Annotated in this window: 15 protein-coding genes; 7 read left to right on the top strand and 8 right to left on the bottom strand. The window is 41.8% G+C overall.

Features of this window, described 5'->3' with window-relative positions; translation table 11 throughout:
- Positions 1 to 212: 212 nt before the first annotated feature.
- Positions 213 to 2,072: a hypothetical protein gene (locus ACK1I8_RS06670; protein ID WP_412468559.1), complete on the bottom strand. Its 1,860-nt coding sequence runs from the start codon at positions 2,070 to 2,072 to the stop codon at positions 213 to 215.
- A 701-nt stretch (positions 2,073 to 2,773) separates the two neighbouring features.
- Between ACK1I8_RS06670 and ACK1I8_RS06665 the strand changes: the two genes are divergently transcribed.
- Both ACK1I8_RS06665 and ACK1I8_RS06660 read left to right on the top strand, forming a co-directional pair.
- Positions 2,774 to 4,147, top strand: coding sequence for a hypothetical protein (locus ACK1I8_RS06665; RefSeq protein WP_412468558.1), 1,374 nt, complete (start codon positions 2,774 to 2,776; stop codon positions 4,145 to 4,147).
- A gap of 1,515 nt (positions 4,148 to 5,662) precedes the next feature.
- A complete protein-coding gene (locus ACK1I8_RS06660; protein ID WP_412468557.1) occupies positions 5,663 to 6,991 on the top strand; it encodes a sigma-54-dependent transcriptional regulator in 1,329 nt (442 codons plus the stop codon).
- A gap of 43 nt (positions 6,992 to 7,034) precedes the next feature.
- Here ACK1I8_RS06660 and ACK1I8_RS06655 read toward each other — a convergent pair whose 3' ends face one another.
- The 7 genes from ACK1I8_RS06655 to ACK1I8_RS06625 form a co-directional block, all read right to left on the bottom strand.
- A complete protein-coding gene (locus tag ACK1I8_RS06655) occupies positions 7,035 to 7,643 on the bottom strand; it encodes a LuxR C-terminal-related transcriptional regulator (protein WP_412468556.1) in 609 nt (202 codons plus the stop codon).
- Position 7,644: 1 nt separating this feature from the next.
- Positions 7,645 to 8,205: a hypothetical protein gene (locus tag ACK1I8_RS06650; RefSeq protein ID WP_412468555.1), complete on the bottom strand. Its 561-nt coding sequence runs from the start codon at positions 8,203 to 8,205 to the stop codon at positions 7,645 to 7,647.
- A 66-nt stretch (positions 8,206 to 8,271) separates the two neighbouring features.
- Complete coding sequence (locus tag ACK1I8_RS06645; RefSeq protein ID WP_412468554.1) at positions 8,272 to 9,147, bottom strand: PorP/SprF family type IX secretion system membrane protein; 876 nt, start codon at positions 9,145 to 9,147, stop codon at positions 8,272 to 8,274.
- Positions 9,148 to 9,249: 102 nt separating this feature from the next.
- Positions 9,250 to 9,765: a gliding motility-associated C-terminal domain-containing protein gene (locus ACK1I8_RS06640; RefSeq protein WP_412468553.1), complete on the bottom strand. Its 516-nt coding sequence runs from the start codon at positions 9,763 to 9,765 to the stop codon at positions 9,250 to 9,252.
- A 76-nt stretch (positions 9,766 to 9,841) separates the two neighbouring features.
- Entirely contained in the window at positions 9,842 to 11,842 is a 2,001-nt protein-coding gene (locus ACK1I8_RS06635) for a hypothetical protein (protein WP_412468552.1), read from the bottom strand.
- Positions 11,843 to 11,860: 18 nt separating this feature from the next.
- The gene (locus tag ACK1I8_RS06630) at positions 11,861 to 16,378 is read right to left on the bottom strand and encodes a beta strand repeat-containing protein (protein WP_412468551.1); all 4,518 of its coding nucleotides are present in this window, start codon (positions 16,376 to 16,378) and stop codon (positions 11,861 to 11,863) included.
- 520 nt (positions 16,379 to 16,898) lie between these two features.
- On the bottom strand, positions 16,899 to 17,075 hold the full coding sequence (locus tag ACK1I8_RS06625; protein WP_412468550.1) for a hypothetical protein: 177 nt from the start codon (positions 17,073 to 17,075) through the stop codon (positions 16,899 to 16,901).
- Between the two features lie 249 nt (positions 17,076 to 17,324).
- Here ACK1I8_RS06625 and ACK1I8_RS06620 point away from each other — a divergent pair, with 249 nt between their 5' ends.
- From ACK1I8_RS06620 to ACK1I8_RS06600, 5 genes are all read left to right on the top strand, one after another.
- Positions 17,325 to 17,765, top strand: a complete 441-nt coding sequence (locus ACK1I8_RS06620) for an AHH domain-containing protein (protein WP_412468549.1) — start codon at positions 17,325 to 17,327, stop codon at positions 17,763 to 17,765.
- Positions 17,766 to 18,482 (top strand): hypothetical protein, encoded by a 717-nt coding sequence (locus ACK1I8_RS06615; protein WP_412468548.1) that lies wholly within the window; start codon positions 17,766 to 17,768, stop codon positions 18,480 to 18,482.
- 59 nt (positions 18,483 to 18,541) lie between these two features.
- On the top strand, positions 18,542 to 19,249 hold the full coding sequence (locus ACK1I8_RS06610; RefSeq protein WP_412468547.1) for an imm11 family protein: 708 nt from the start codon (positions 18,542 to 18,544) through the stop codon (positions 19,247 to 19,249).
- A gap of 36 nt (positions 19,250 to 19,285) precedes the next feature.
- Positions 19,286 to 19,753 (top strand): hypothetical protein, encoded by a 468-nt coding sequence (locus ACK1I8_RS06605; protein ID WP_412468546.1) that lies wholly within the window; start codon positions 19,286 to 19,288, stop codon positions 19,751 to 19,753.
- A 933-nt stretch (positions 19,754 to 20,686) separates the two neighbouring features.
- A complete protein-coding gene (locus ACK1I8_RS06600) occupies positions 20,687 to 22,120 on the top strand; it encodes a DNA/RNA non-specific endonuclease (RefSeq protein ID WP_412468545.1) in 1,434 nt (477 codons plus the stop codon).
- The last annotated feature ends 327 nt before the right edge of the window (positions 22,121 to 22,447 follow it).

Raw genomic sequence — 22,447 nt, 5'->3', positions numbered from 1 at the left:
TATCTTATTCTCCATCCCACGAATGCTTAACAGGTTTCCGGCATCATTCGGATTTCATCATCTGTTTTCATATCTGCTACAGTTTTTTTTCAAAGCAGGAAGTTATAACCAATTCCACATGGCCAGAATCGGATCATGACAAGCAGAAAATTAAATTTTGCTGATGAGCCATGAAATACGTTTTTTCAGTCAAAGCCAAAATAAATCGGGTACTACTCGTTTTTTGCGCGGTTAAACAAGGTAAAAAAAGGCAGGTCAACCATTACAGACACATTAAACCTGCTTACACTGCGGTTTGTCTCCATTATCGTAGCCTTACCTGCTTCATACTTTATCGTTCTTAAGTTTGGTATATAGTTCCATTGTATTCCTGCCGTGATAGGAAGTTTTGGTACGTTATAGTAAAGCCCGGCACCAGGTGTAAAAAAGTACTCGAGCTTAAAATCGGTATAAGACGTAGTATCATTGTTGAGTCTTTGGTTAACGACCGATCCTAGATCGATGAGGCAAACCAAAGCAGTTAACTTTCCGGATGCAAAAGTCGACGATATACCTATTGGAGCGGTTAATCCGATGTTTGCTTTTGACTGATTTGCTAAAGAACCATAGGCCTTCTCGCTACCCGCTGTAAGCCCGACATAACCATTAACAGAAAGGTTAAAAAAACTCTGACGTTTAATCGACGAGCCGCCTATGGGAAGCGCGTAGGCCTTCATTAAGGCCTCCATATCGGCAGCGCTTTTGAGGTCGGCCACCTGGGCAATAAAGGTCAGATGTTTATTATAGGTTTCGTTAACCCGTGTATACTTACCAAAATCTATGAGCAGGCTGGCAATCGCTCGCTGATAATCCTTTTGCATTATCGGCTCTGTGAGGTCAATGTATGTCGAGAGTGTTGATATTGCTCCTTCAGGGATGACTATACCTAGCTCACTAATTGAATTTATCTCAACACTGAAGTCAGCGATTATTTCCCCGATTACTTTCATATAGCCAACTGCATCCGGCACTGATAATATCTGTGCTTTCCTATTTTTAACATATTCCGCAGCCTGGTTTAGCTGATCTGATATCCCGATCAGTTTGTACATTTTTTCTGAAAGCACTTTTGTATCGTGAAGGTACAAACCACCTTTCATTAGGTAAGGGCGTAGAAAAGGAATGGTTTTCAGCTGCTCAAACAATAAACCATAAAAGAATATAGATTGTACAGATTTACGCCCGTCCTCCAGAACAGGCGGTAACTCATCTGAACTTACCCAGATATTCGGGGAATTTTTTGTTGCAATAAGTGCTTGCGATACGAGATCCAATAGGGACATGATATTTTTTATCTTTCCTTCATCGCTATATTTCAATCCTGCAAGGGTAGTTACGATCTTTTCGGCATTGTCCCCTTTTTTAGTGTTCTTATAAATACCGTGCGTAGCTAGGATCAGGTCTTTATAGTCCGGTTTGTCTGCCAGTTTAGGAAGAATCTCATCCAAATTCAGAACCAAATTATCCGGTAATTGGTTGAGATCATATTGCGCAACCTGTCTCAGGTAAATGAGATCAGCAGAATAGTAACTGTGTTTCTGGTATAGCGCTTCTATCAGCGCGAAAGTTTTTGGAAAAACGCCTTTTGTAAGCCTTGCCTCTTCCGTATTTTTGGTTATTGCCTTAAACATGTAATCAATTGAAGCGGACAATACTTCCTCTTTGAATCTGCCGGCCATGAAGTTGGCGCTTCCGTTTATTAGGGCAGCCTGGAAACTAAGCGAGCGTGTACTGTTTTTTTCAACCGGTGCGATCTTGAAATCATCGGTGAGGGACCCGTTGTTTGCCTGCCTGATACCAGGTATAAAGTCTTTGAGAAATGGATTGCTCTCGATATTTGACCGGTTCAGTCCGTATTTCCTGACGACTTCGAAAAAATAGTCATTTTGAGAAGCGCCGGTGCCGGTATTAGAAAACGATGCATCAAGAAGTTTTAAAGCATCAAGATAAACATTGGGATTTTTTGACTGCCGGGCAACGGCGCCGTACCCAATAAATACCATAAAAACGAGAGAGACGGTAATTTTTTTCATGAGACTGCTTTATAGATAATTATCTCTACAAGATAGATGCTTAGTTGAAATTCTGCAAGAAGCCAGATCAAATTTTTATAGATTTTTCGATAGCTTCCAACCGATTAGATTTGCATGGATGTGAGATTTTTATCTCGAACCGGTTCTTATATTTTTATCTTCCCATCCTCCAAGTCAGATAACTTGAACCGATCCACTAAATGAATTTTAGGGCCACGCAAAAAAGCAGGATGAATATTGTAAGAGATATTTTCGGTATTAATGCCGGGTAAAAGATGAAAGACCTACACCAGTAGAAAGCCTTAGCGCGTTAATTTAGAAAAGAAGTTGATCATGGATTTGATCTGACCCTTTTTTTGGCTGAATACATCCTGACCATATTCCCCTATAAAACTAATTTCACTTTTAAAACAAAGCCAGCAGCACGGGGATATTACACAAACAGCAGATCTTCCCGACTCTTAAGCCGGCACCGGCGCCATAAGTATGCAGCCTATAAATGATGCTGTAAAACATTGCCGGCATTGAATTAATCCTTCAAATTTGTTACGATTCCTGGATTACATTTTTTCATTTTCTATCCTCTAGTTTTCCTACTTTAGATTGTAAACAGGAAAAGACTTCATCATTATGGTGTTCTTACCAAGCTGGGCCTGATGTAAATATGGCTTTACCTGAACCTTAACAACTTAAATTTAAAAATGATGTCAACTACGCTCAAACACACGCCGACCGATTACGAGCGGCTAATCTTATCTGGCAAAGATTTTTTTCCCCATCCCCCACCCCTGCCAAAGTCGAGCTGGGAATCTAAGGCAAGGACCGTCGTGATTGCCCTGGCTGCCAAGGCTCCTTATATCGGCGGGGCCATCAGTTATGTAATTAAAAGCTTTTGGCAGGAGGCCAAAGCAGATATATGGGCTCAGGTAAGCGAGAACGTGGCCAGGATGATAGACCTGGCTATCCTCGAATTTGAAATTACCCGTGACGGGAGCGAACTCATGGCCATTAAAAGCGACATGGTATCTTACGTTGTTGCCAAAAACAAGCTGGAGCAGGCCATGCAGCTCAATACCCTGATCAGCAGATGTACCGAAATGTATTTTAAGCTGATCAAATCTAAAAACAAAGAGAAGCTTGTGCCGTTTACCGTTGCATTTTCACTGGTACACCTGGCCATACTGAAAGAGCGCGTTGACTCCGGAAAAGCACTTTACGGCGAATTTGACGAGGCCTGGGTAATTGACCTGGAACGGCAGATTGAAAATTATCAGTCATTTTTTACTGAACAGATCCCGGCGCTGGTGGAGTGGCGCGCCTCACAGATTATGTATGACAGTAAAACCAGTGGAAAACTGATCAAAGACACTGATATTGAGATAAACGATACCTTTGCGAAAAGATCGTTTAAAAAGAGTTACAGGTTTGTTGATGGCAAAGATTACCGGAAGGATGAGCTGATGAAGATCAAGGAAGGCTGGATGTCTTTCTGGATGGCCGACTTTGCGCAGTCATACGCCTCTTTTTTTTATGTGAACAGACTCGTTCCCGGATCGGAGAACTCACCGCCGAACATTGACCCGGCTTTTAATCAAATTACTATAGGGCCATTCTCACCAGGCAATGAAAATGAGCTGCGCCCTTTACGCCCGGCAAATGAAACGCAGAAAAGCGGAAAAATCAAAGAAATAGTATACAACTTTGGAGATAGCCTGGACAGCTTCCAGGTAAATTTTGAAAGCCACGACGGCCAGCGGGCAACCAAAATTGGTGGCGATAAGACCAAAACGATCAAAGTTGATCCTGACAAGGAACTTGTTGCGTTACGGTTTTACTATCTGCCTCCCTACATCGGGCTCGCCCCACTAAAATCAATTAACTTTGTGTACAGTGACGGTACAGAGAGCGAAACGGCAATGACGAAAGGTAAAGAGCTGTTTAAATACCAGGAAATCAAAATACCGGCCAATTATGAGATTACCAATCTGCGTTCAGCAAAAGATGCGAGCGAAAGGTTTTCCTACTGGTTCTGGCTCGAGCTGACATTTAAACCCGTAGATAACCCCGGTGCCTAAAAGCTAATGAATCTTACCTCTTCCTCATTTTATATCTGCCATGGAGGAAGAGGATATTTAATGAAGTGAAGTCAATTTTAGTTCGGTTTTTGAAATCTTAAAAGTGCTGTAGGTATGTTGTGGTTTCTTATACGCAATTGCATGCCACTGATCAAGCTGCATTGAGCTTAACATGTTTTTTTAATTGTCTGTATAAATCCGATCCTGACAACTGGTTAACCGCTCTTCATTTAAAATCCGGGTTGTCATCATTAAATGCTAAGCCACTCAACCAACTAATGTAAGGTAGCTATCAATATTACCTGAATTTGCTAAGGTTTTAGTGATTTTGACCGGTAAAGGAAATTGTGATGCTCCTTTCCATATCCATCAACACCCAACCCAATTCTAAATCTTTAGCTAACAGATAATCTTCAGTTTGGTAAGCCACCAAAATAAGCGGGAAGCATTCCATAGCTGAATCCCTGAGGGCGAAACGAAGTTTGGGATATCTGAAAACAAATGTAACCGGCATTACCCAGACTCAATAAGAGATTTTGTCGGAACCCATAAAACGTTAGCACATACTTGATATTTATCAACAATTTTATGCGTCGACTAATAATAACAAGAGATTGAATTTAGGGAAAAGTAGGCATATCTACATTTTCCGATTAAAATTCCGTTGTCGGCAACTCCAATTAAATGAAGCCAGGACATTGATTGCCACATTTATTTTTAAAATATCCTGTTAGACGCCATTTTATATGGCAAATATTATTGCCGGTTATTTTTTAAGAAGATTGATAACTAAGTCCTATCCCTGAAATTTAATTACTGATAACTATCATATTTTCTTTGAAATAAACATAAATGAGGATAGTTATGCTTAAATTTAAATGTTAGGATCCAATGAAAATGATCATTGCGTTTATGGCGCTTAAGGAAGCAATTAATAAATTAATTCAACAAGCGCAGTGCACATTGTTATTAAATCCCTAATATTTAACCAAAATATCCTTCATTATCACAACAAAATAAATGAGTTACAAACTGCTTCGAAGCATTTATAATCTATCTATACCCAGTGTGACATTTACTACAATCTTTAGATTTCTGACTATCATTTTTTTTTGGACGCTTAAATCACGATTTGGCGAAATTGACCGCAAGGCATTTTTGGATAGCAATTTAATAGCTGTTACCGCAAAAAAACGGTATTGAAGTGGCACGGTTCTAAACGCCTTGTTGGATCAGCCTGACACTTGTAGGGCACTAGTTCAAGTGATATGCTAATGTGATTTAGAAAGTGTTCCCATTACGCATGTCCTTTGATCAATCAGCCAACAAGTATCCAAAAATTTAAATTCAAAAATATTACTTTTTAGTTACCATGGCAGCTGATTTCAGCTTTTCGTCATGAACGGCAAGATTCATAATCTTTTCATTGACAGATAGTCAATCTTTTATAAACCAGATATAAAATACGGCATTCTCTGCATTACTACACTTATTGTTCATATCCATTATTTCTACATGCTTGCACAATTATTAATCATAGAAGACAATACCTTAGAGAGAGAACTTTATGTAAGAATATTATCGGACGAAGGTTACGAGATAATCGAGGCGGACAGTATCAAATCCGCAAAGGCTATTATTATGCGTCAGGCAATCCACGTTATTATATTAGATGTACACTTACCGGATGGCAGTGGCTTAAATTTTATTTCAGAAATCAAAACAATTTCGCCCGATACCGAAATTATTCTTTTTACATCAACGGGATCCATCCCTGATGGGGTCAAATCCATCAAGCTTGGGGCGTTTGATTATATGGTTAAAGGTGATTCTCCGATACGGCTTATAGCGATGGTCAATCAAGCCAGTTTGGTGGCCATGGATAAGTTTATGGAAAAATGCTATCATAAAGGTTTGGAGGAAAAAGGTTTTGCCTCCATTATCGGTGATTCTCCGGCAATACAACAGGTTAAAGAATTAGGCAAAAGGGTGGCAAAAACCAATGCAAATGTACTGCTACTTGGTGAGACAGGTGTAGGCAAAGATCTGTTTGCTGAAGCGATACACCATAGCAGTCTACGCCATCAAAAACCATTTTTGGCCATAAACTGCAGTGCAATTGGAAAAGATGTTTTGGAAAGTGAACTTTTTGGTTATAAAGCCGGCGCATTTACCGGCGCGTTAAAAGATAAAAGAGGATTGTTCGAGATGGTTGATCATGGAACAATTTTTTTAGATGAAATAGGTGAAATGGGCGTTGAACTACAGGCTAAGATATTAAGGGTACTGCAGAATGGTACATTTATTAAATTAGGAGACACCAAAACAACGAAAGTTAACTGTCGTTTAATAGCGGCCACCAATCAGAATCTGGAATCGGCAATACGCAAAGGAAGCTTCAGGGAGGATTTATATTACCGAATTTCATCTTTCATAATTAACATTCCGCCGCTTAGAGAGCGGGATGGCGATATTCAATTGCTGGTTAAACACTTCATCAATACCTTACCTGCCCAATTGGGCATCCCAAAACCGACCCTGGCACCTGGCTTTATTAAAGCCATGTCAACTTTGCACTTTAAAGGCAATGTACGTGAGCTGATCAATGTAATGGAAAGGGCAATTATTCTTTGTGATGGTGTTCTGGATGAAAATCTGATCCTTAAACCTAAGCAGCATGCGCAACAGTCTTCCGGATCGCTTGAGGAACTTGAGAGGGCGCATATCCTGAACGTAATCGAAGAATACAAGGGAAATAAAAGAAAAGCTGCAAGAAAGCTCGGAATCGCCATTGCTACGTTATATCGAAAACTGGAAAAGATGATGCCAGACAGTAAACGATAGACAACAGATGATGAACGATAGGGATCTCAAAAATTGTATTTAATCATTTGATTTTCTCGGATAACTGGATAATATTGCTAACCTGTAACTTTTTAAATATGCGAAACTTAAAGGTTCCGACGCTACCTTGTTTAATGTTTAACTGTTTACTAATTTCTTTAATGGATTGTCCTTGTATTAAAAGATTGGCTACTTTAAGCTCATTGGCTGATAATTCTTTTTCATAGCTTACAACTTCATTAAATTCTCTAAATATTTTAGCTTTAATTTGATCATTAACGTACTTACCGCCGCTTATTACCGCTGTAATTGCCAGCAGAATGTCAGCTTCGTTTGCCCTTTTTTCGATATAGGCACTGGCTCCAAGCTTAATCATCCTGATGGCATACAGTGATGGTGATAAATCCGTATAGATGATAATGGGACTTAACGGAGCGCGAATTTTAATACCAACGATTGCCTCATCATATGGCACAGACAGCAAGCCTGGGTCTATAATGGTGATTGGAGCATCATTACCTTGCAAGAGATTTTTTTTTAACTCATCATAGGTATTTAATTGGTTAATGTGTGCATTTGGCCAAAAGTCGAGTATTAAGGAAATCAAACCACGCCGTGTGATGTCTTGGAGGTCGCTGATGATAATATTCATGTCAGGTATAGCATTTTCTTAGTCTGATCAGCGTCTCTAATCTCATACCCAGGTATGATGCAATATATTTTAAGGGAATGCTATCTTCGAAAATCGGTTGGTTAGCCCTGAAGTAATCCAACCTTTTTCGGGTAGGTTTAATGGAACAGGTAATAATACTCAAATTCATTTCGGCTAGTTCCCTCTGCATTAGTACAGATAGAATAATATTTGTGCTCTTGTCTGTAACGGCCAACCGATCCAAAACAACCGCAGGTATTGAAATAAATTCAACTGGCCCAATAGACTGGATATATCCAGCCTGGGCGCTCATCGCTTCATGAGCTATAAAGGAGCCTCGGTCAATTAAACGGATGGTAATTAGCTTAGTTCCTATCTTTCTGGCGATCTGACATACTCCATTATCAATATAAATAAATCTTTTTTCGAAGCTTAAAGGACTCGAAATATGCCTGTTATTTGCCACTGAAGTAAATTTTGCAATCTTATATATTTCAGCAAATAATGCTTTACTTACAGGGTAAATCAATTCGAGTTGTGCCAACATTCTTATCATTGCCATTAACCGGCTATGATTCAACATATTATCAGTTTCATGCATAAGTTATTTCAGACCATAACTGTGACGCTAAAAATGGAATTTAAGTCCAATTTCAACTTCTCCATTACTATAACCTTGTAAATCGGCTGTGTTGGTGGTGTACTGGCAGAGAATAGTCAGGGCATCTTTGTATGTTGTCCCAGCCCCTACGGTAACACTGTTTGTAGAATGATAAATGCCATTGAAAGTGAGTTTTCCATTAACAAATCTTAGGTTTGCCCCCAAGTCGACAATATCTTTATAGTTTTGTACGCCACGGTAAATTACTTTCGGTTCTAATTCGGTGGTTTGATCATCGAAAAAGAATTTGTAACTGACAGCGGTCAGGTAAAGCGACCGATCTGCTACCGAGCGGATCACATCACGATCCATTAATCTTTTAAGGTTCGGCAATGCACCTTGTATGGTTAAGCGGTTACTCCTGTAGGCGATGCCGAAATCGCCGTCGAAATACATTTTCCGCTGGTTGAAATTGGCTAAAGAACCGTCGGTATTATCGCCCTTTACACGGTTAAAATCAATCCATTCATTCATATATCCTGCTGAGAGACCAAAATCGATATAATTGGCGCCTTGATTGATCGGCAAATGATAGGCATAGCTCGCTTTTAAACTGGTTCTTTTGATCACTCCAGCTGATTCATTGTAGAAATAAAGGCCTAAACCTACTTTTTTATTTTCACTTCCCCTGGTTAGCGTAACGGCCTGCATAACAGGTGCACCTTCTATTGCACTCCATTGGCCCTTTACTACGCCAAATACCTCGTATCCTGGGGCATTACCTGCCAAAGCAGGATTACCCAGGTATTGATTGAGGAAATATTGTGTTCCCAACGGGTTTAGTTGCGCCTGCGCCTTCATCATCATGAAGAAGAATGCCACACCTAATAATTTCTTTGTCATGTTTATGTTTTTTAAAATTTTCGAAAGGCGGGCATGTATCCTCAAAACATGCCCTGCGCAGCTTTCAGCATCCCTCTTGAAAAACTGCTACCTTTCCTATGGTTATTTATTATCCAGTATCACAGAGATAAAACCACGCAGTAATCCCCAACCCTTTCCAAGATTAATCACATAGTAGTACGTATCTTCATTTAATGGCTTGCCATCTATCATGGCATTCCAGTTATTCTGATAATCGGTGGCACTATAGATCTTCCTACCGGCACGGTCATAGATACTGAGTTTGCTACCCGGATAGCGCTCCAATCCCTGGATCAGCAAGACATCATTCTTACCATCGCCATTAGGGGTGATGACATTGTTCACCACCGTTACGTCTGTTACCGAAGAAGTGTTTAGCAAATAGGGCTGCAAAAAACCCTGACTTAATAGGTAAGGTCCGGTACTGAATGTATTGACCAACACCATTTCTCCAAAATTAAAGTCGAAGAGCTGGCCACCGGAGCTACCATACCCCCCGGCGGAATTGAGCGTGAAAGGAAGATTATCCTGGGCAGATGCTCTGGTGTACCATAGAAGTGCTATACCTAACACAACACAAACTATTATTCTTTTCATTTATTATGATTTAAAATCCTTCAAAGCTTTAACTTCTACACCTATATTTCATCCTAAAATAACTATCGGCATAAGGTTAAGAACCAATGACTAACCATTCGGTACCATCACTTTGTACGGTCAATGCATTACTAAGATTAGATGCACCAGTGGTACCTACCGTAGTTGTAGCACCACTTACACCTGAGGTAAAATCTCCTCTTGCATTTACTGTTGGATAGCCGCTGAATCCCATACTAAAATATCTCAATACATAAATACGCCCTTTGTTGGCAGTTGCATTTGGTAAGGTTATTGATATCGGCGAAGAGTCAATCCTTTTAATGATAATCGTAAAGTCGTTATCGGTTACGGAATAACTGGCGTTAACGGTTATAATACTTGCACTGACAGATCCATTAATTTGTAAAGTACTGTTGGGGGCAGTCACACCGATTCCCACCTTCGTCACCGGAATATTAGCGCTACTGTTGGCGACCTGACCCAACACCAGACTGTTACTGGCAGTCACCTGCGCGCCAGTACCAATTGCACTGGCATTGGTGAGGTTAGTTCCACTAACATTCGCTCCGGTTCCGAGTGCCAGATTGGAACCCCCTTCGGTATCAACATTGGCACCGGAACCAATCATTATGTTAAAGCTGCTGGATGTTGATGTGGAAGTCGCAGCATTACCGATGGCGATATTAAAACTACCTGTTTCGTTGATATTCAGCGCTTCGTTACCGACAGCAATATTTTGATTACCCGTTGTATTGGCTTCTCCTGTACGCCACCCCACCCCGACATTGGCTGATCCGGTAGTGTTATTCGGAAAAGATGTCCAACCAAGTGCCGTATTGGCGGATCCCGTGGTGTTGCGAGTCAAGGTATTTGAACCAAATGCGTTGTTGTAGCTGCCGATGGAAGATGCAGGCAATGAGCTGATACCGAAAGCAAGACTATTCACGTATAGACGGCCCAGAAGAACGTTGTTCCGTTTAAAAAGGAGATCCTGATTATCAGTCGTTCCCAGAAAGTTGACAGCGGAATTGGTACCTGCATTGCCGGTTAAAGACCAACCCGCAGCAGAAGCAGTGCCAATTTTCAATTGACCGTTCGCATCAGCCACAACGGGACGGTTACCTGTGGTAGCGGTTGCCGTGCTGTTCAGATCATTAATAATCACCACCCCACTGTCTGCCAGCAAAGCAATTGGATTGATGCCCGTAGCTTTGGAATAGATGGCATAATTTCCTGTATTAGCCGCTGAGACATTTTTACTTTCAAAGAAGCCGCCAATCGTTTTTGTAACCTGGCTATTATTATTACCCATATAGGCTGATTTGGCAATCAGCCCTACCTGCTCCTGGTTTGCACCACTGGTTTGCTTATTAAGCACCCCGAATTGTCCTCCGATAAGCTTTTCACCATTGCTATTCGACGACCCGAGAATGCTCTTGATCCCTGTCATATATCCATCATAACTGGTATTTAGCTGAAGATTCTGCGGATCAACTGTTCTGCTATTCTGAATGGAAAGATAGGTGTCTGTACCGGAAGCATCTCCGGAGCCGCCATCATTATATCTCAGCCGTAATCCACCCTTGGAAAAACCTATTGATTTTGCACCAGGGAAACCATTGCCTTCGTCGCCGTACAGAAAAACCATTGATTTATCATTGTAATAAATCCGGGTGTCTTCGTCGAATTGTCCTCCTAACCCAACCCGGTTACCAGTCTTCAAGCTTAATCCATTGTAATAAATCTGATCGTTCAACCTTACCCAGGTAGCAGCTCCTGCATTCCAGTAGTAATATCCGGGTATGACATTATTGGGCGATGTACCTGCGGTTGCTGTGTTGAATACGGTTAACGCGTTTGCAGCAGATGGAACAGTAGTCACATCAGTTAAACCTGTAAGGGCTACCCTTGGTAATAAAACTCCTTTATTGGCTGCTTCTACGTCTAAAACCGCGCTATTATTTACGGTGGTAGGATTGGTACCTATTTTCAAGGTCTGCTGTGCCTGGGCCCGATTCATACCGATACCCAGTAATCCTAAGCAAATACTATATGTTAAAAATCTTTTCTTCATGATTGTTTGATACTGAAATTATAAACCTTTACTAATTACCCACCAGTTGGTACCATCACTTTGTAGATGTAGGGTAGATAAACTGTTAACGGTAGTGATGTTAGTAGTTACCGAATATTTAAGGCTCTGGCTAAAGGTTAAAACATGGGTTGTTTCATCCGCTTTGCGGATAATGAGCTCTCGCCCTGTATTAGCAGATGCGGCAGGTAAAGTGATGGTCAAACCTGCGGTTGTAGCATCAGCAATGATGGTACGATCTGCAGCCAACACCGTATAGTCGGCATTTATTACAACAATAGCTGATGTTGATGTTGTCGCTACCGTCCCAATCATCAACTGCCCATTGGCATCAGCCACTACGGGACGATTTCCTGTGGTCGCTGTTGCAGTGCTTGCAAGATCGCTGACTTTAAGGGTATTGTTGATTGTTAAGACCTTGTTGGCCAGGTCCCCGTCGATAATGGCATTAGGTGCACCATTTCCTGCCGGACTGTTTCCGATCAATAACCGATCCGTCAGACTTCCGGTAAAAGCCGTATGGAAATTGTTCCCGATGATGATGTTGCGATCAAAGGCTGTGGCATTAGGGAAGATCTGTGTTGTTCCCAGAACCACGTTGCCATTTACTTGAATACCCACCGCATCAGTTCCATCTGATAAAGCACCGGATCCGATGGCCGTATTACCATTACCACCCGGATTATTTGCCAGGGTATTATAACCTACAGAGGTATTTCCCGGTGAGTTACCGGTCATGTAATACTGGCTTCTGTATCCAATTGCCGTAAGTCGGTATGGATTATCTACCGTCCCCAGTGCAAAAGCACCGATGGCTACCGATTGTACCGGTAACTGAACGTTCGCTAATGCCTTATAACCAATCCCTACGGTTTTATTAGTCATCAGTGCCGGCGCTCCGCTGATTCTGGGATTGGTTAAGGTACTGGTGGCATCATTAACCCCACTAAAGGTTAAGCCCGATTGGTAACCAAGAAAAGTATTGGAATTGAGTGAGTTCAAAAATCCGGATTGTTGGTTATTTACCCGGAATTTCAAAGGCTGTACATCCGTGGTACCCAAAAAGTTCACGGTTCCATCGGTTCCCGCATTACCGTTTAGAGACCAGCCTGGGGCAGAAGCCGTACCAATCATTAATTGTCCGTTCGCATCAGCCACTACGGGACGGTTTCCTGTCGTCGCTGTTGCGGTGCTCGCAAGATCACTAACTTTTAGTGTATTGTTGATCGTTAATACCCGGGTAGAAAAGTCGCCTAGAAGGAGTGGTATTCCCGCTGATGTTAAATTACCAATCACCAGCTTATTCAGAACTGCGCCATTGAATGTGGAGTTCGTCAGTGCATTATTTCCTAAAACAATATTATTGTCAAATTGCGTAATGTTATTCTGGGCCAAAAATATATGATTTCCGATTACAAGGTTATCATTCACCGAAATCCCATCACCATCTATAAAGTCTGCTGCTGCAGAATGCCCGATAGCGATATTGCCGTTTCCATTAGTTGTATTGCCAAGCGCATTGAATCCAATAGCCGTGTTTCTCCATCCTGTGGTATTTCGATTTAAGGCACGGAAACCTATAGCTGTAGAACCGTCGGCCAGGCCTGTTGGACTTGTCTGCGTATTCGCCAGCGCATAGGCTCCGATCGCCGTCATACCGGCTACATTACTATTCATTGAGGTCAGCGCCTTATAACCAATTGCAACCGATTTGTTCACTCTCCAGGCGATGCTGTTACCCGTTAGTCTTGGCCCCTGTGTCAAATTCTCGGTTACTTCCGGGGCGTTAAGACCGGCCTGATACCCTAGAAAAGTATTGGACTTTTCAGAATTAAGGTAACCGGAAGGCTGGTTATTGGCACGGAATTTCAAAGGTTGCGTGTCGGTTGTACCCAGAAAATTTACCGTTCCATCGGTTCCCGCATTCCCGGAAGTCTTCCAGGAGCTGCCGTTGATCACCGACATATCCACCGACTTCAGTATCCCATTACCATCAGCTGTTAGCACTTTATCGGTACCTGCACCTGCCTGTAAACCGGCAATGGCCAAGGTATTGGTTGCATCAGTTGTAAGTGCCGTAGGTACGGTTAGGGTTCCGCCCAGTTTCACCGTACCATTGTTACTGGTCAGGCCATTGTCGGCAGAAGTCAGTACCGCTACTGCGGGTGTAGAAGCTACACCATTAACGGTTGATACCAGATTTCCATTGGTAGCGGCCAACGTATTGGTGGTAGCAGCACCGATAGCAGGCGATAGATCCAGAGAGGCACTGGCTACACCATTAACAGTTGTAGTCAAGTTGCTTCCACTCAAACTGGTCGTATTGGTATTAACCAGATTAACAGCTGTTCCTGTTACACCATTGACAGTTGTTGTCAAGGTGTTTCCGGTGGAAGTATTGCTTACCGAAGTCCCGGCGTTGATGGCCGCCTGAAGATTCACAGCGGCACCAGTCACGCCATTAACTGTAGTCGTTAGATTGGTACCCGTAAGTGTATTAGAAACGGTTGTTCCAGCAGTAATGATGGATTGCAAATCTGTAGCACTAGGAACACCATTTACCGTACTGGTTAGCGTAGTACCAGATTTACTCAGGGCGTTAGTCGTCGCCGCGTTAATGGCCGGACTCAGATCAACAGGTGTAGCATTAACCCCATTGACGGTAGTCGTCAGGTTAGTACCTGATAGGCTATTGGAGACGGTGGTTGCAGCTGCCAGAGCAGATTGAAGATTTACCGCGGCCCCTGTTACCCCGTTGACGGTTGTGGACAGGCTTGCCCCACTTAATGCATTGGATACGGTTGTACCCGAATTGATTAGTGTCTGCAGATCGGTTGTACTGGACACCCCATTTACCGTACTGGTCAGACTGGTTCCTGACTGAGATAATACATTCGTAGTCGGAACCGTAGTGAAAGTGGTGCCGTCGCTATAGGTAAAGGTTACTGAACCATTACTGTTTGTTGTGGCGCCAGAAATGCCTCGGCCATTAGCACCTGCAGGCCCTGTTGGTCCGGCCGGACCAGTCAGGTTTGCTGTCCTGAAGGTAGAACCGTCGGTATAGGTGAACGTATAGGTACCATCATTGTTATTTACGGTCGAGACGATGCCTTTGCCATCCTGTCCGTTTGCACCCGCGATGCCTGGATCTCCCTTTGGTCCTTTAACGCTGCCAGTTGTTGTAAAAACAGTTCCATCCGTGTAAGTAATCGATATCGTACCGTCGCTATTTACAACAGTGTTACTAATCCCCTTGCCATCTGTACCTGCTGCGCCTGTATCTCCTTTTGGTCCTTTCACGCTACCGGTTGTGGTAAACACGCTACCGTCGGTGTAAGTAATGGATATCGTGCCGTCACTATTTACAACAGTGTTACTGATCCCCTTGCCATCTGTACCTGCTGCGCCTGGATCTCCTTTCGGTCCTTTAACGCTGCCAGTCGTGGTAAACACACTACCGTCGGTGTAAGAAATGGATATCGTACCGTCGCTGTTTACAACGGTATTACTGATCCCCTTGCCATTCGTGCCCGCTACTCCGGGATCTCCTTTTGGTCCTTTAACGCTACCGGTTGTGGTAAACACGCTACCGTCGGTATAAGTAATCGATATCGTACCGTCGCTGTTTACCACGGTGTTACTGATCCCCTTGCCATTCGTGCCCGCTGCTCCGGGATCTCCTTTCGGTCCTTTAACGCTACCGGTTGTGGTGAACACGCTACCGTCGGTGTAAGTAACGGATATCGTACCGTCGCTGTTTACCACGGTATTGCTGATCCCTTTACCATTCGCACCTGCAGCGCCTGTATCTCCTTTCGGGCCTTTTACATTTCCGCTGGCCATAGTAGTAGTTCCATCCGTATAAGTGATCGTTAGATTTCCATTGGCATCAACAGTAACGCCAGAGATCGATTTTCCATTAGCTCCTGTGGGGCCAGCCGGTCCTTGAGGTCCAACCAGACTTTTGCCGGCAGGCCAGGTTCCGTTGGACTTCGGGCCATAGATCAGATTGGTGGTTGCGTCGATATAGAAGTCCCCATTATTACCGGTGCCAGCACCCGGAGGTGTATTGCCGTTGAGGATAGATGATCCTGCACTGCCACCGGTAGCAGCGTATATAGCATAGGGTACACTGAGCAACTGAGCGGTTCCCGCAACCGCAAAGGCGCTTCCGTTGTTCGGGTCTACTTCAACCTTGATGTACTTCAGACCATTAGCCCAGGTCACACCACTTATGGTACCAGTGGTACTTATTGCGCCTGGACTGCCGATGGCTATCTGGTAAAGACCCAGCGAATTAGTGGTCACACTTCGGGTCTCCGAATACTGGCTGTTCCCCGAAGCAGAGCCGTCAAGGATACTGATCCGTAAAGCGATGGGGCGATTCGCCAGCGGGGTGCCATTGGCATTCCTTGCAGCCCCTTGATAATTAAACTGTTGTGGTGCCTGGGCAAAACTTTCCGTAATGCCTAGCACCAAGGCAAAACAGATCGTTAAAATTAGATATTTAATCTTCATGTAATTTGTAGTTATTTAGTTTTTAGAAATTCTGTTGTGCAATCACAAATCATTGATGGATATGGTATCGGTACATAAATCTGAAATTTGTATTTAATTTCTCCCGGTGGTGTGCTATAATAAAACGATGCCAGAAAGTCGATTTATTACCCATAATGGCTTCCAGATACTGTCAAGGGCTTTTTTTGAAAAAAATCAGAAAAAAAAATCCGTATCATTACGATACGGATTATCAAAATGATACAGATATGCTAATCCTGTTCATTGACAAAGGAGGTAGTTTCTATTCCATTAGCACTGGCAGTGAACTTTAGCTATGCACAGGGCATCTCTCCCTAAATGATGATTGTTTTGTTCTGTTGATGGTTAGTGATTTACCGGAAATTTATGGCTGGCAGCACTAATCTGGCTAAAAAACAAAGTTATTTTTTCCAGTAGAATGTTAACCTGATCCGATAGGTACCGGCCCCAAGTATCATATTCAGATCAGCATGTAACGTTTCTCAGAGTGTATGCTATTTTAACCTACCTCCATTGAGCTCTTCTCCATATCCTTCAACACCCAATCCAATTCTAAATCTTTAGCTGACAGATAATCTTCAATTTGGTAAGTAATGGGCACATCCGGCATTAGACCTCTGCCATCAATACGGGTAATATCACCAAAATAAGCGGGCAGTGTTTCATAACGGAGCAACCGTCATCTTGTAGTTAAGGTAAGGCTGTTCAGCGTCAAAGCCGTCCTTACATTTTTACTGCCACCTGTCTATTCACCAACAAACATTACACTTTTCAGGTTTTTAAATTCGCAACAAGTAAACTGCCAGCTGAAAAAGTACCACCGTCAATCAATATATATATGTCACCTCTAAACATAAATTGGTGAGGCAGGATTATCGCGAGCTCTGACCTGGACATTTTATCGACCCAAACCCGTATTTCCTGATTGGGATATAGCTGTAAGAAAACCTTACATCTGGCCAATGGGTCTAAAACTACATTAAAATGGGTAGCGGTTGCTGGGGAGACAATTCATTTTGGAAACAGGAGTCAACTCAGAAAGGTCTTGCAACTAGCCAAAGGGGATGCGCGACAAGCCCATCATATTATTCCCTGGGCTAAGTCTACAAATTGGGCTATCCAAAAAGCTGCTAAATCAAAACATTTTTTTCATATGAACGACATTTTGAATGGAATTCCTCTTAACAATCTAGCGCACAGCGGGAGCCATAACTTATATGATAATCGGGTTGTTGAGCTACTCGAAAATATTCTAAAAAATCTTACCCCTGAACAAACTTATGATGAAGTTCTCGCAATAATTAGCCATATTAGAAATACAATTAATAATTACCCAAATGTTCCATTTAATCAATTACTTCTTTAAATGTTCTATAAAATACAACACAGTTTAAACAATAAAATTGTTGGTAATTATTGTCAAATAGAAGAGGCTATTCTACCTCCTAATTGGGATTCAGACCCTGACTTTATTGACAATATTTCTCTGAAAAAAATAGATTCCGAACCAAAAATGCCTATTGGGATATTACACAAAAAAGCAAAATTGACAGCTTTGCTAAGTGCTGGTCCTGCAGGATTCTCCCAAAAACTTTTGGTTAGCACAGAGTTGAAAAATATATTGAATAAATTTGGCGACAACGTGTTCCAGTTTTTTAAATGTGAAATCCAAATCAAAAATTTGAACTATGAGTATTGGCTAACAAACCCTTTATATACTAGTTTTGAACTTGTTGATTTTAAGCAATCTGAAGTAACAACAAGAAAAAGAAGCCCCGAAGGTGGATTTTACTTTGAGCGTGTAGATATTTCAACATTGACAGAGTTTAATGATTATTTAGCCAGTCAAAGCGATTTGGAAAGATGGAAAACGATTATTAATCGTGTAAACATCTCTGAAAGTGCATCAAAGGACATTTTTGTGCTAACACATGTCGAAGGAGGGCTGGGATACTATATCTCAGAAAGAGTTAAGCAAGCTTTGCTGGTACATGGAATTACAGGTATCGAATTTAAACCAATTAATCTTACTTCAAATGAATGGCTCCATGAATATAGAAGTGCAATTTATGGCAAAGCTTAATTTAAATGCTATTACTTTTTAAATGAGATTAATATTCCAATTGACCAACTACTTTTCTAATGTACTACAGAATACGTCACAGCCTAAGCCCGAAGATTGTGGGTGACATTAATCAGATTCAACGTTCAAAGTTACCTGATAATTGGGAAAATAACCCTAGCTTCATCGAAAATATTGAATTTAAAAGGGTTGATTTTGAGCCCATAATGGCAACAGGTATACTTTATAAAAAAGCCAAATTAACCGACCTAATCCGTACGATTCCAGTTGGATTCACAAGAAAACTTTTGATAAGCCCAGCCCTAAAGAAAATTTTTCAAACATACGATCAGAGTATGTTCCAATATTTCGAATGTAGTGTTGAAAAGGATAATCAACAATTCGAGTATTGGGTTGTCAGTCCTACCAAACCAATGTACAATTACGTAGATTTTGAGAAGTCACGCGTAGTAACGATGAAGAGGAAAGTTGAAGGAGGCACATTTCTCGAACCAGTAGCAGTAGATTCACAGGATGAATTTTTAGATTATTTAAGTTCCGAAGGCGGAGACAGTTGGAAAACAACAATAGATCACGTTTATATCAAAGAAGATACGGTTGATGATGTGTTTGCATTGGGTAATGTTGATGGCGGAGTAGGGTATTATGCTTCAGAAAACTTTAAAACAGCTATTGAACAACATGGATTTACAGGAATCGAATTCGCACCAAGCCATTTAAATTCGATCGAATGGTTGCACAACGAAAGGAAAAACCGATATCAATAACTTACACGAATAGACAAACGTTACTAACCATACCAAATGACACCTACTTTTGAGCAATGGATCCAAAATGATCAAAAACTAAACGACCTTCTCGTTAAAATCCAATCAACGGAAAAACCACCTTTACAACAGGCTGAAATGGCTTTCAATGAGTTGTCTAATCTATATGATTTACCCAAGATGCCCGAGGATTTAGACCGTTACGAAGCATACTATGAAAGCAATGGAATTACTGATCCGAGATCGGTGTATGAAGAAGCCGCTTTAATAAAGTTTCTAGAGCCCAATGATGATCCCAGGGGTATTGTTCTACTTGCGGTTTACCATGTTAAGCATGCCATTGGGGTAGATTTACTCGATGTGTTTAAGAAAAACTCAAAAAGACTTCCTGGCAATCCTAAATTGGGTATTAAGGGTGAGGGAATTAATACCTCTATTGTTTTCATAAAAGAGAATGACAGTTGGCACGATTTAGATTGCAAGGTGGTGCTAAAATTACTTTAGCTATCGTTTTTGTATTTGCAACGGTTTCGCACGTTTCAGGAGTCGTTAACATCTCCGTTAATTTGATTGAGCTTCTTGCCGAAAAACAGAGGACAGGCATCGTTTCGAAGATCTGAGTAAGATAGGAATCGGGGGTTGCATTATTATTCACATGGTTAGCTAACGTTTTTGCTTAAGGAATCAGTTTATGCAGCATGGGAACCTAAAAATATCAACCAGATCAAAGCCAAATCCTTCAATCATGATTATTCAACTCTGCCAAGTCAAGTATTGAGTATCAAGTATATCTACTTAGCTTTAATCTTTTGGTATTTAGATATTGACATCCCGATGAGGGGGAGAAAACATAGACTTTACTTCTAACACATCTCCGGAGCCATTTAAATTACGAAGACCACAATTATTTGCATCTTAACTTTAGCTTTTTTGTCAATAGCATTTTACTGAACACAGGTCGACGCTCTTGATCGGGAATTTATAATAGTAAGCGATCAGTTAAATTACAATACTAAATTCTTTGTTATACTTAACCTCAAAAAACTGAAGATGGAGAAATCGAAATATATTAGTACGGGTTTACTTTTGTTATATAGATATTAATATTCAAGTATCCTGCAATCCACTTAACCCCGATATAGACAAGCTAAAAATCTGTCATAAGACTGAAATTAAGTAAGTCTTTGACATCATAAATTTATCTTTTGAGGCATACAGCTATGGTTGCTTCATTTTTCTCTCCTTAATGCGCTTAAGTATTTAAACCCCAAAATATGTTGAAAGTCGACACGACCTACAAAAAAGCAGCTGGCATTTGATTCCTTCAAAGGTGTTATTAATATTAATTTAACATTAACGCTATTTTTTATCGATACCTTCGCCCCTCATTTTAAAATGATCTGGATTGGCGCCATCTCGTTAGACATTTTAAAAACAATGAAATTAAAAAACATCCTTATCTATTCAGGGCTGATTGGCGCCCTGTCCCTGTCTGCCTGTTCAAAAAAAATTGCTGCTGAGGGAGAAACGCCGGTGGCCCCACCAAAACCTGCAACGGCTTACACCATTACTGAAACCTTTGAATCTGGAACTAAAGCCAGTTATGCATTAGATAGTGTACAACTATTAACGGGTAAATGGACTTTGAGCGATGCCCTTTTAGGCAACCTCACCGCGGATGCAAAAAACGGTGCAAAGTCAGTACGGCTGAGGACAGGATACCTCTCCATGAACTTTGATATTGCAGGAACCAAAATGATTTATGTATCGCATGCCAAATACGGTACCGATGCCGGTTCTACCTGGCAGCTACTGGCTTCAACAGATGGTGGAAAAACCTATGCCCAGCTGGGTGCAGATATTACCGAAACCAGTACCACCCTTGTTACAGATTCATTTAAAGTGAGTACCACCGGAAAAATCCGCTTGCAGATTAAAAAAGCAGGTACCACCAGAATCAATATCGATGATATCAGCTTTAAAGGGACTGGTGATCCGGGTATAATGGTAGGCGCTCCGGATACTGACCCAACAGACAACGGCAATACCGGAACTGCAACGCCGGGAAGAGGTACACCTGAGGCCGGTGCAGATGCACCTCCATCAGGCGGCGACAATTCTAATCTGTTATTTGGCAATCCTTCGGGTGCACAGGCCAATGTCGTATCAGCAGAAAATTACTTTATTGATCAAAAATACTATGTAGAGAGTTATAGTATGACCCGCGGTATACCGAATTGGGTAAGCTGGCATCTTGACCCAAACGATTTTAACGGGGCCGTAACCCGGAAAGACGATTTTGCTTCCTTTACGGGCCTTCCAGGCAATTGGTACCAGGTGCAAAGCAATAGCTATTCGGGTTCGGGTTTTGACAGGGGCCATAATTGTCCGAGTGGCGACCGTACCAGTTCGGGCAGCGCAAACTCCGCCACTTTTCTGATGACCAACATGATTCCGCAGGCACCAAACAATAACCAGAAAACCTGGGAATCTTTTGAAAGTTACCTTCGTGCGCAGGCCTTAAATGGTTATGAGGTTTATATCATTATGGGCAGCTACGGCACCGGTGGCATTGGTTCAGCAAGTGCATCGGTAACCAATACCATCAACAACGGCAAAATAACCGTTCCGGCCAATGTATGGAAAGTGGCCGTACTGTTGAAAACGGGTGATAATGATTTAAGTCGCGTAACAGCATCGACAAGGGTAATTGCCATAAATACCCCTAATGTAAATACCATTGGCGCCAACTGGAAAGATTATATTGTAACAGTAAGGGATATTGAAAGCGCAACGGGCTATAACCTGCTTTCTAGCCTGCCACAAAATATTCAGGATGTAGTGGAGAAAGTGAAAGACCCCGGGAACTAATTTAAATAAGATAAACATCCAGAGCATAAACACATTCAATACCATAATAGCCGTATCCCTAAAAAAGATACGGCTGTTGTGGTTTTGGCGAATAAAAAACAGCTTGCATAGTTTTGCTATTTGCAAACCGTATATCGAATCAGACCTTGCCTTTAGCACATGGAGCCTGGCAGTGATTGCCCTTACCTACACATGCTGCCTGTTTTTTGGCTGTTTAAGCCCTGCTCTGCGCGTAGCAGGGTATAACACCGAATTTAACGCCTGAGATTCCGCACCTGCCATGCGCCTAATTCCGCATTCCCGCACACCAAATTAAAAAAACCTATC

Source organism: Pedobacter sp. KLB.chiD (assembly GCF_047040275.1).
Taxonomy (GTDB): Bacteria; Bacteroidota; Bacteroidia; order Sphingobacteriales; family Sphingobacteriaceae; genus Pedobacter.
Note: the sequence above shows the minus strand (reverse complement) of the source record. Positions and strands in the feature narration are given on the sequence as shown.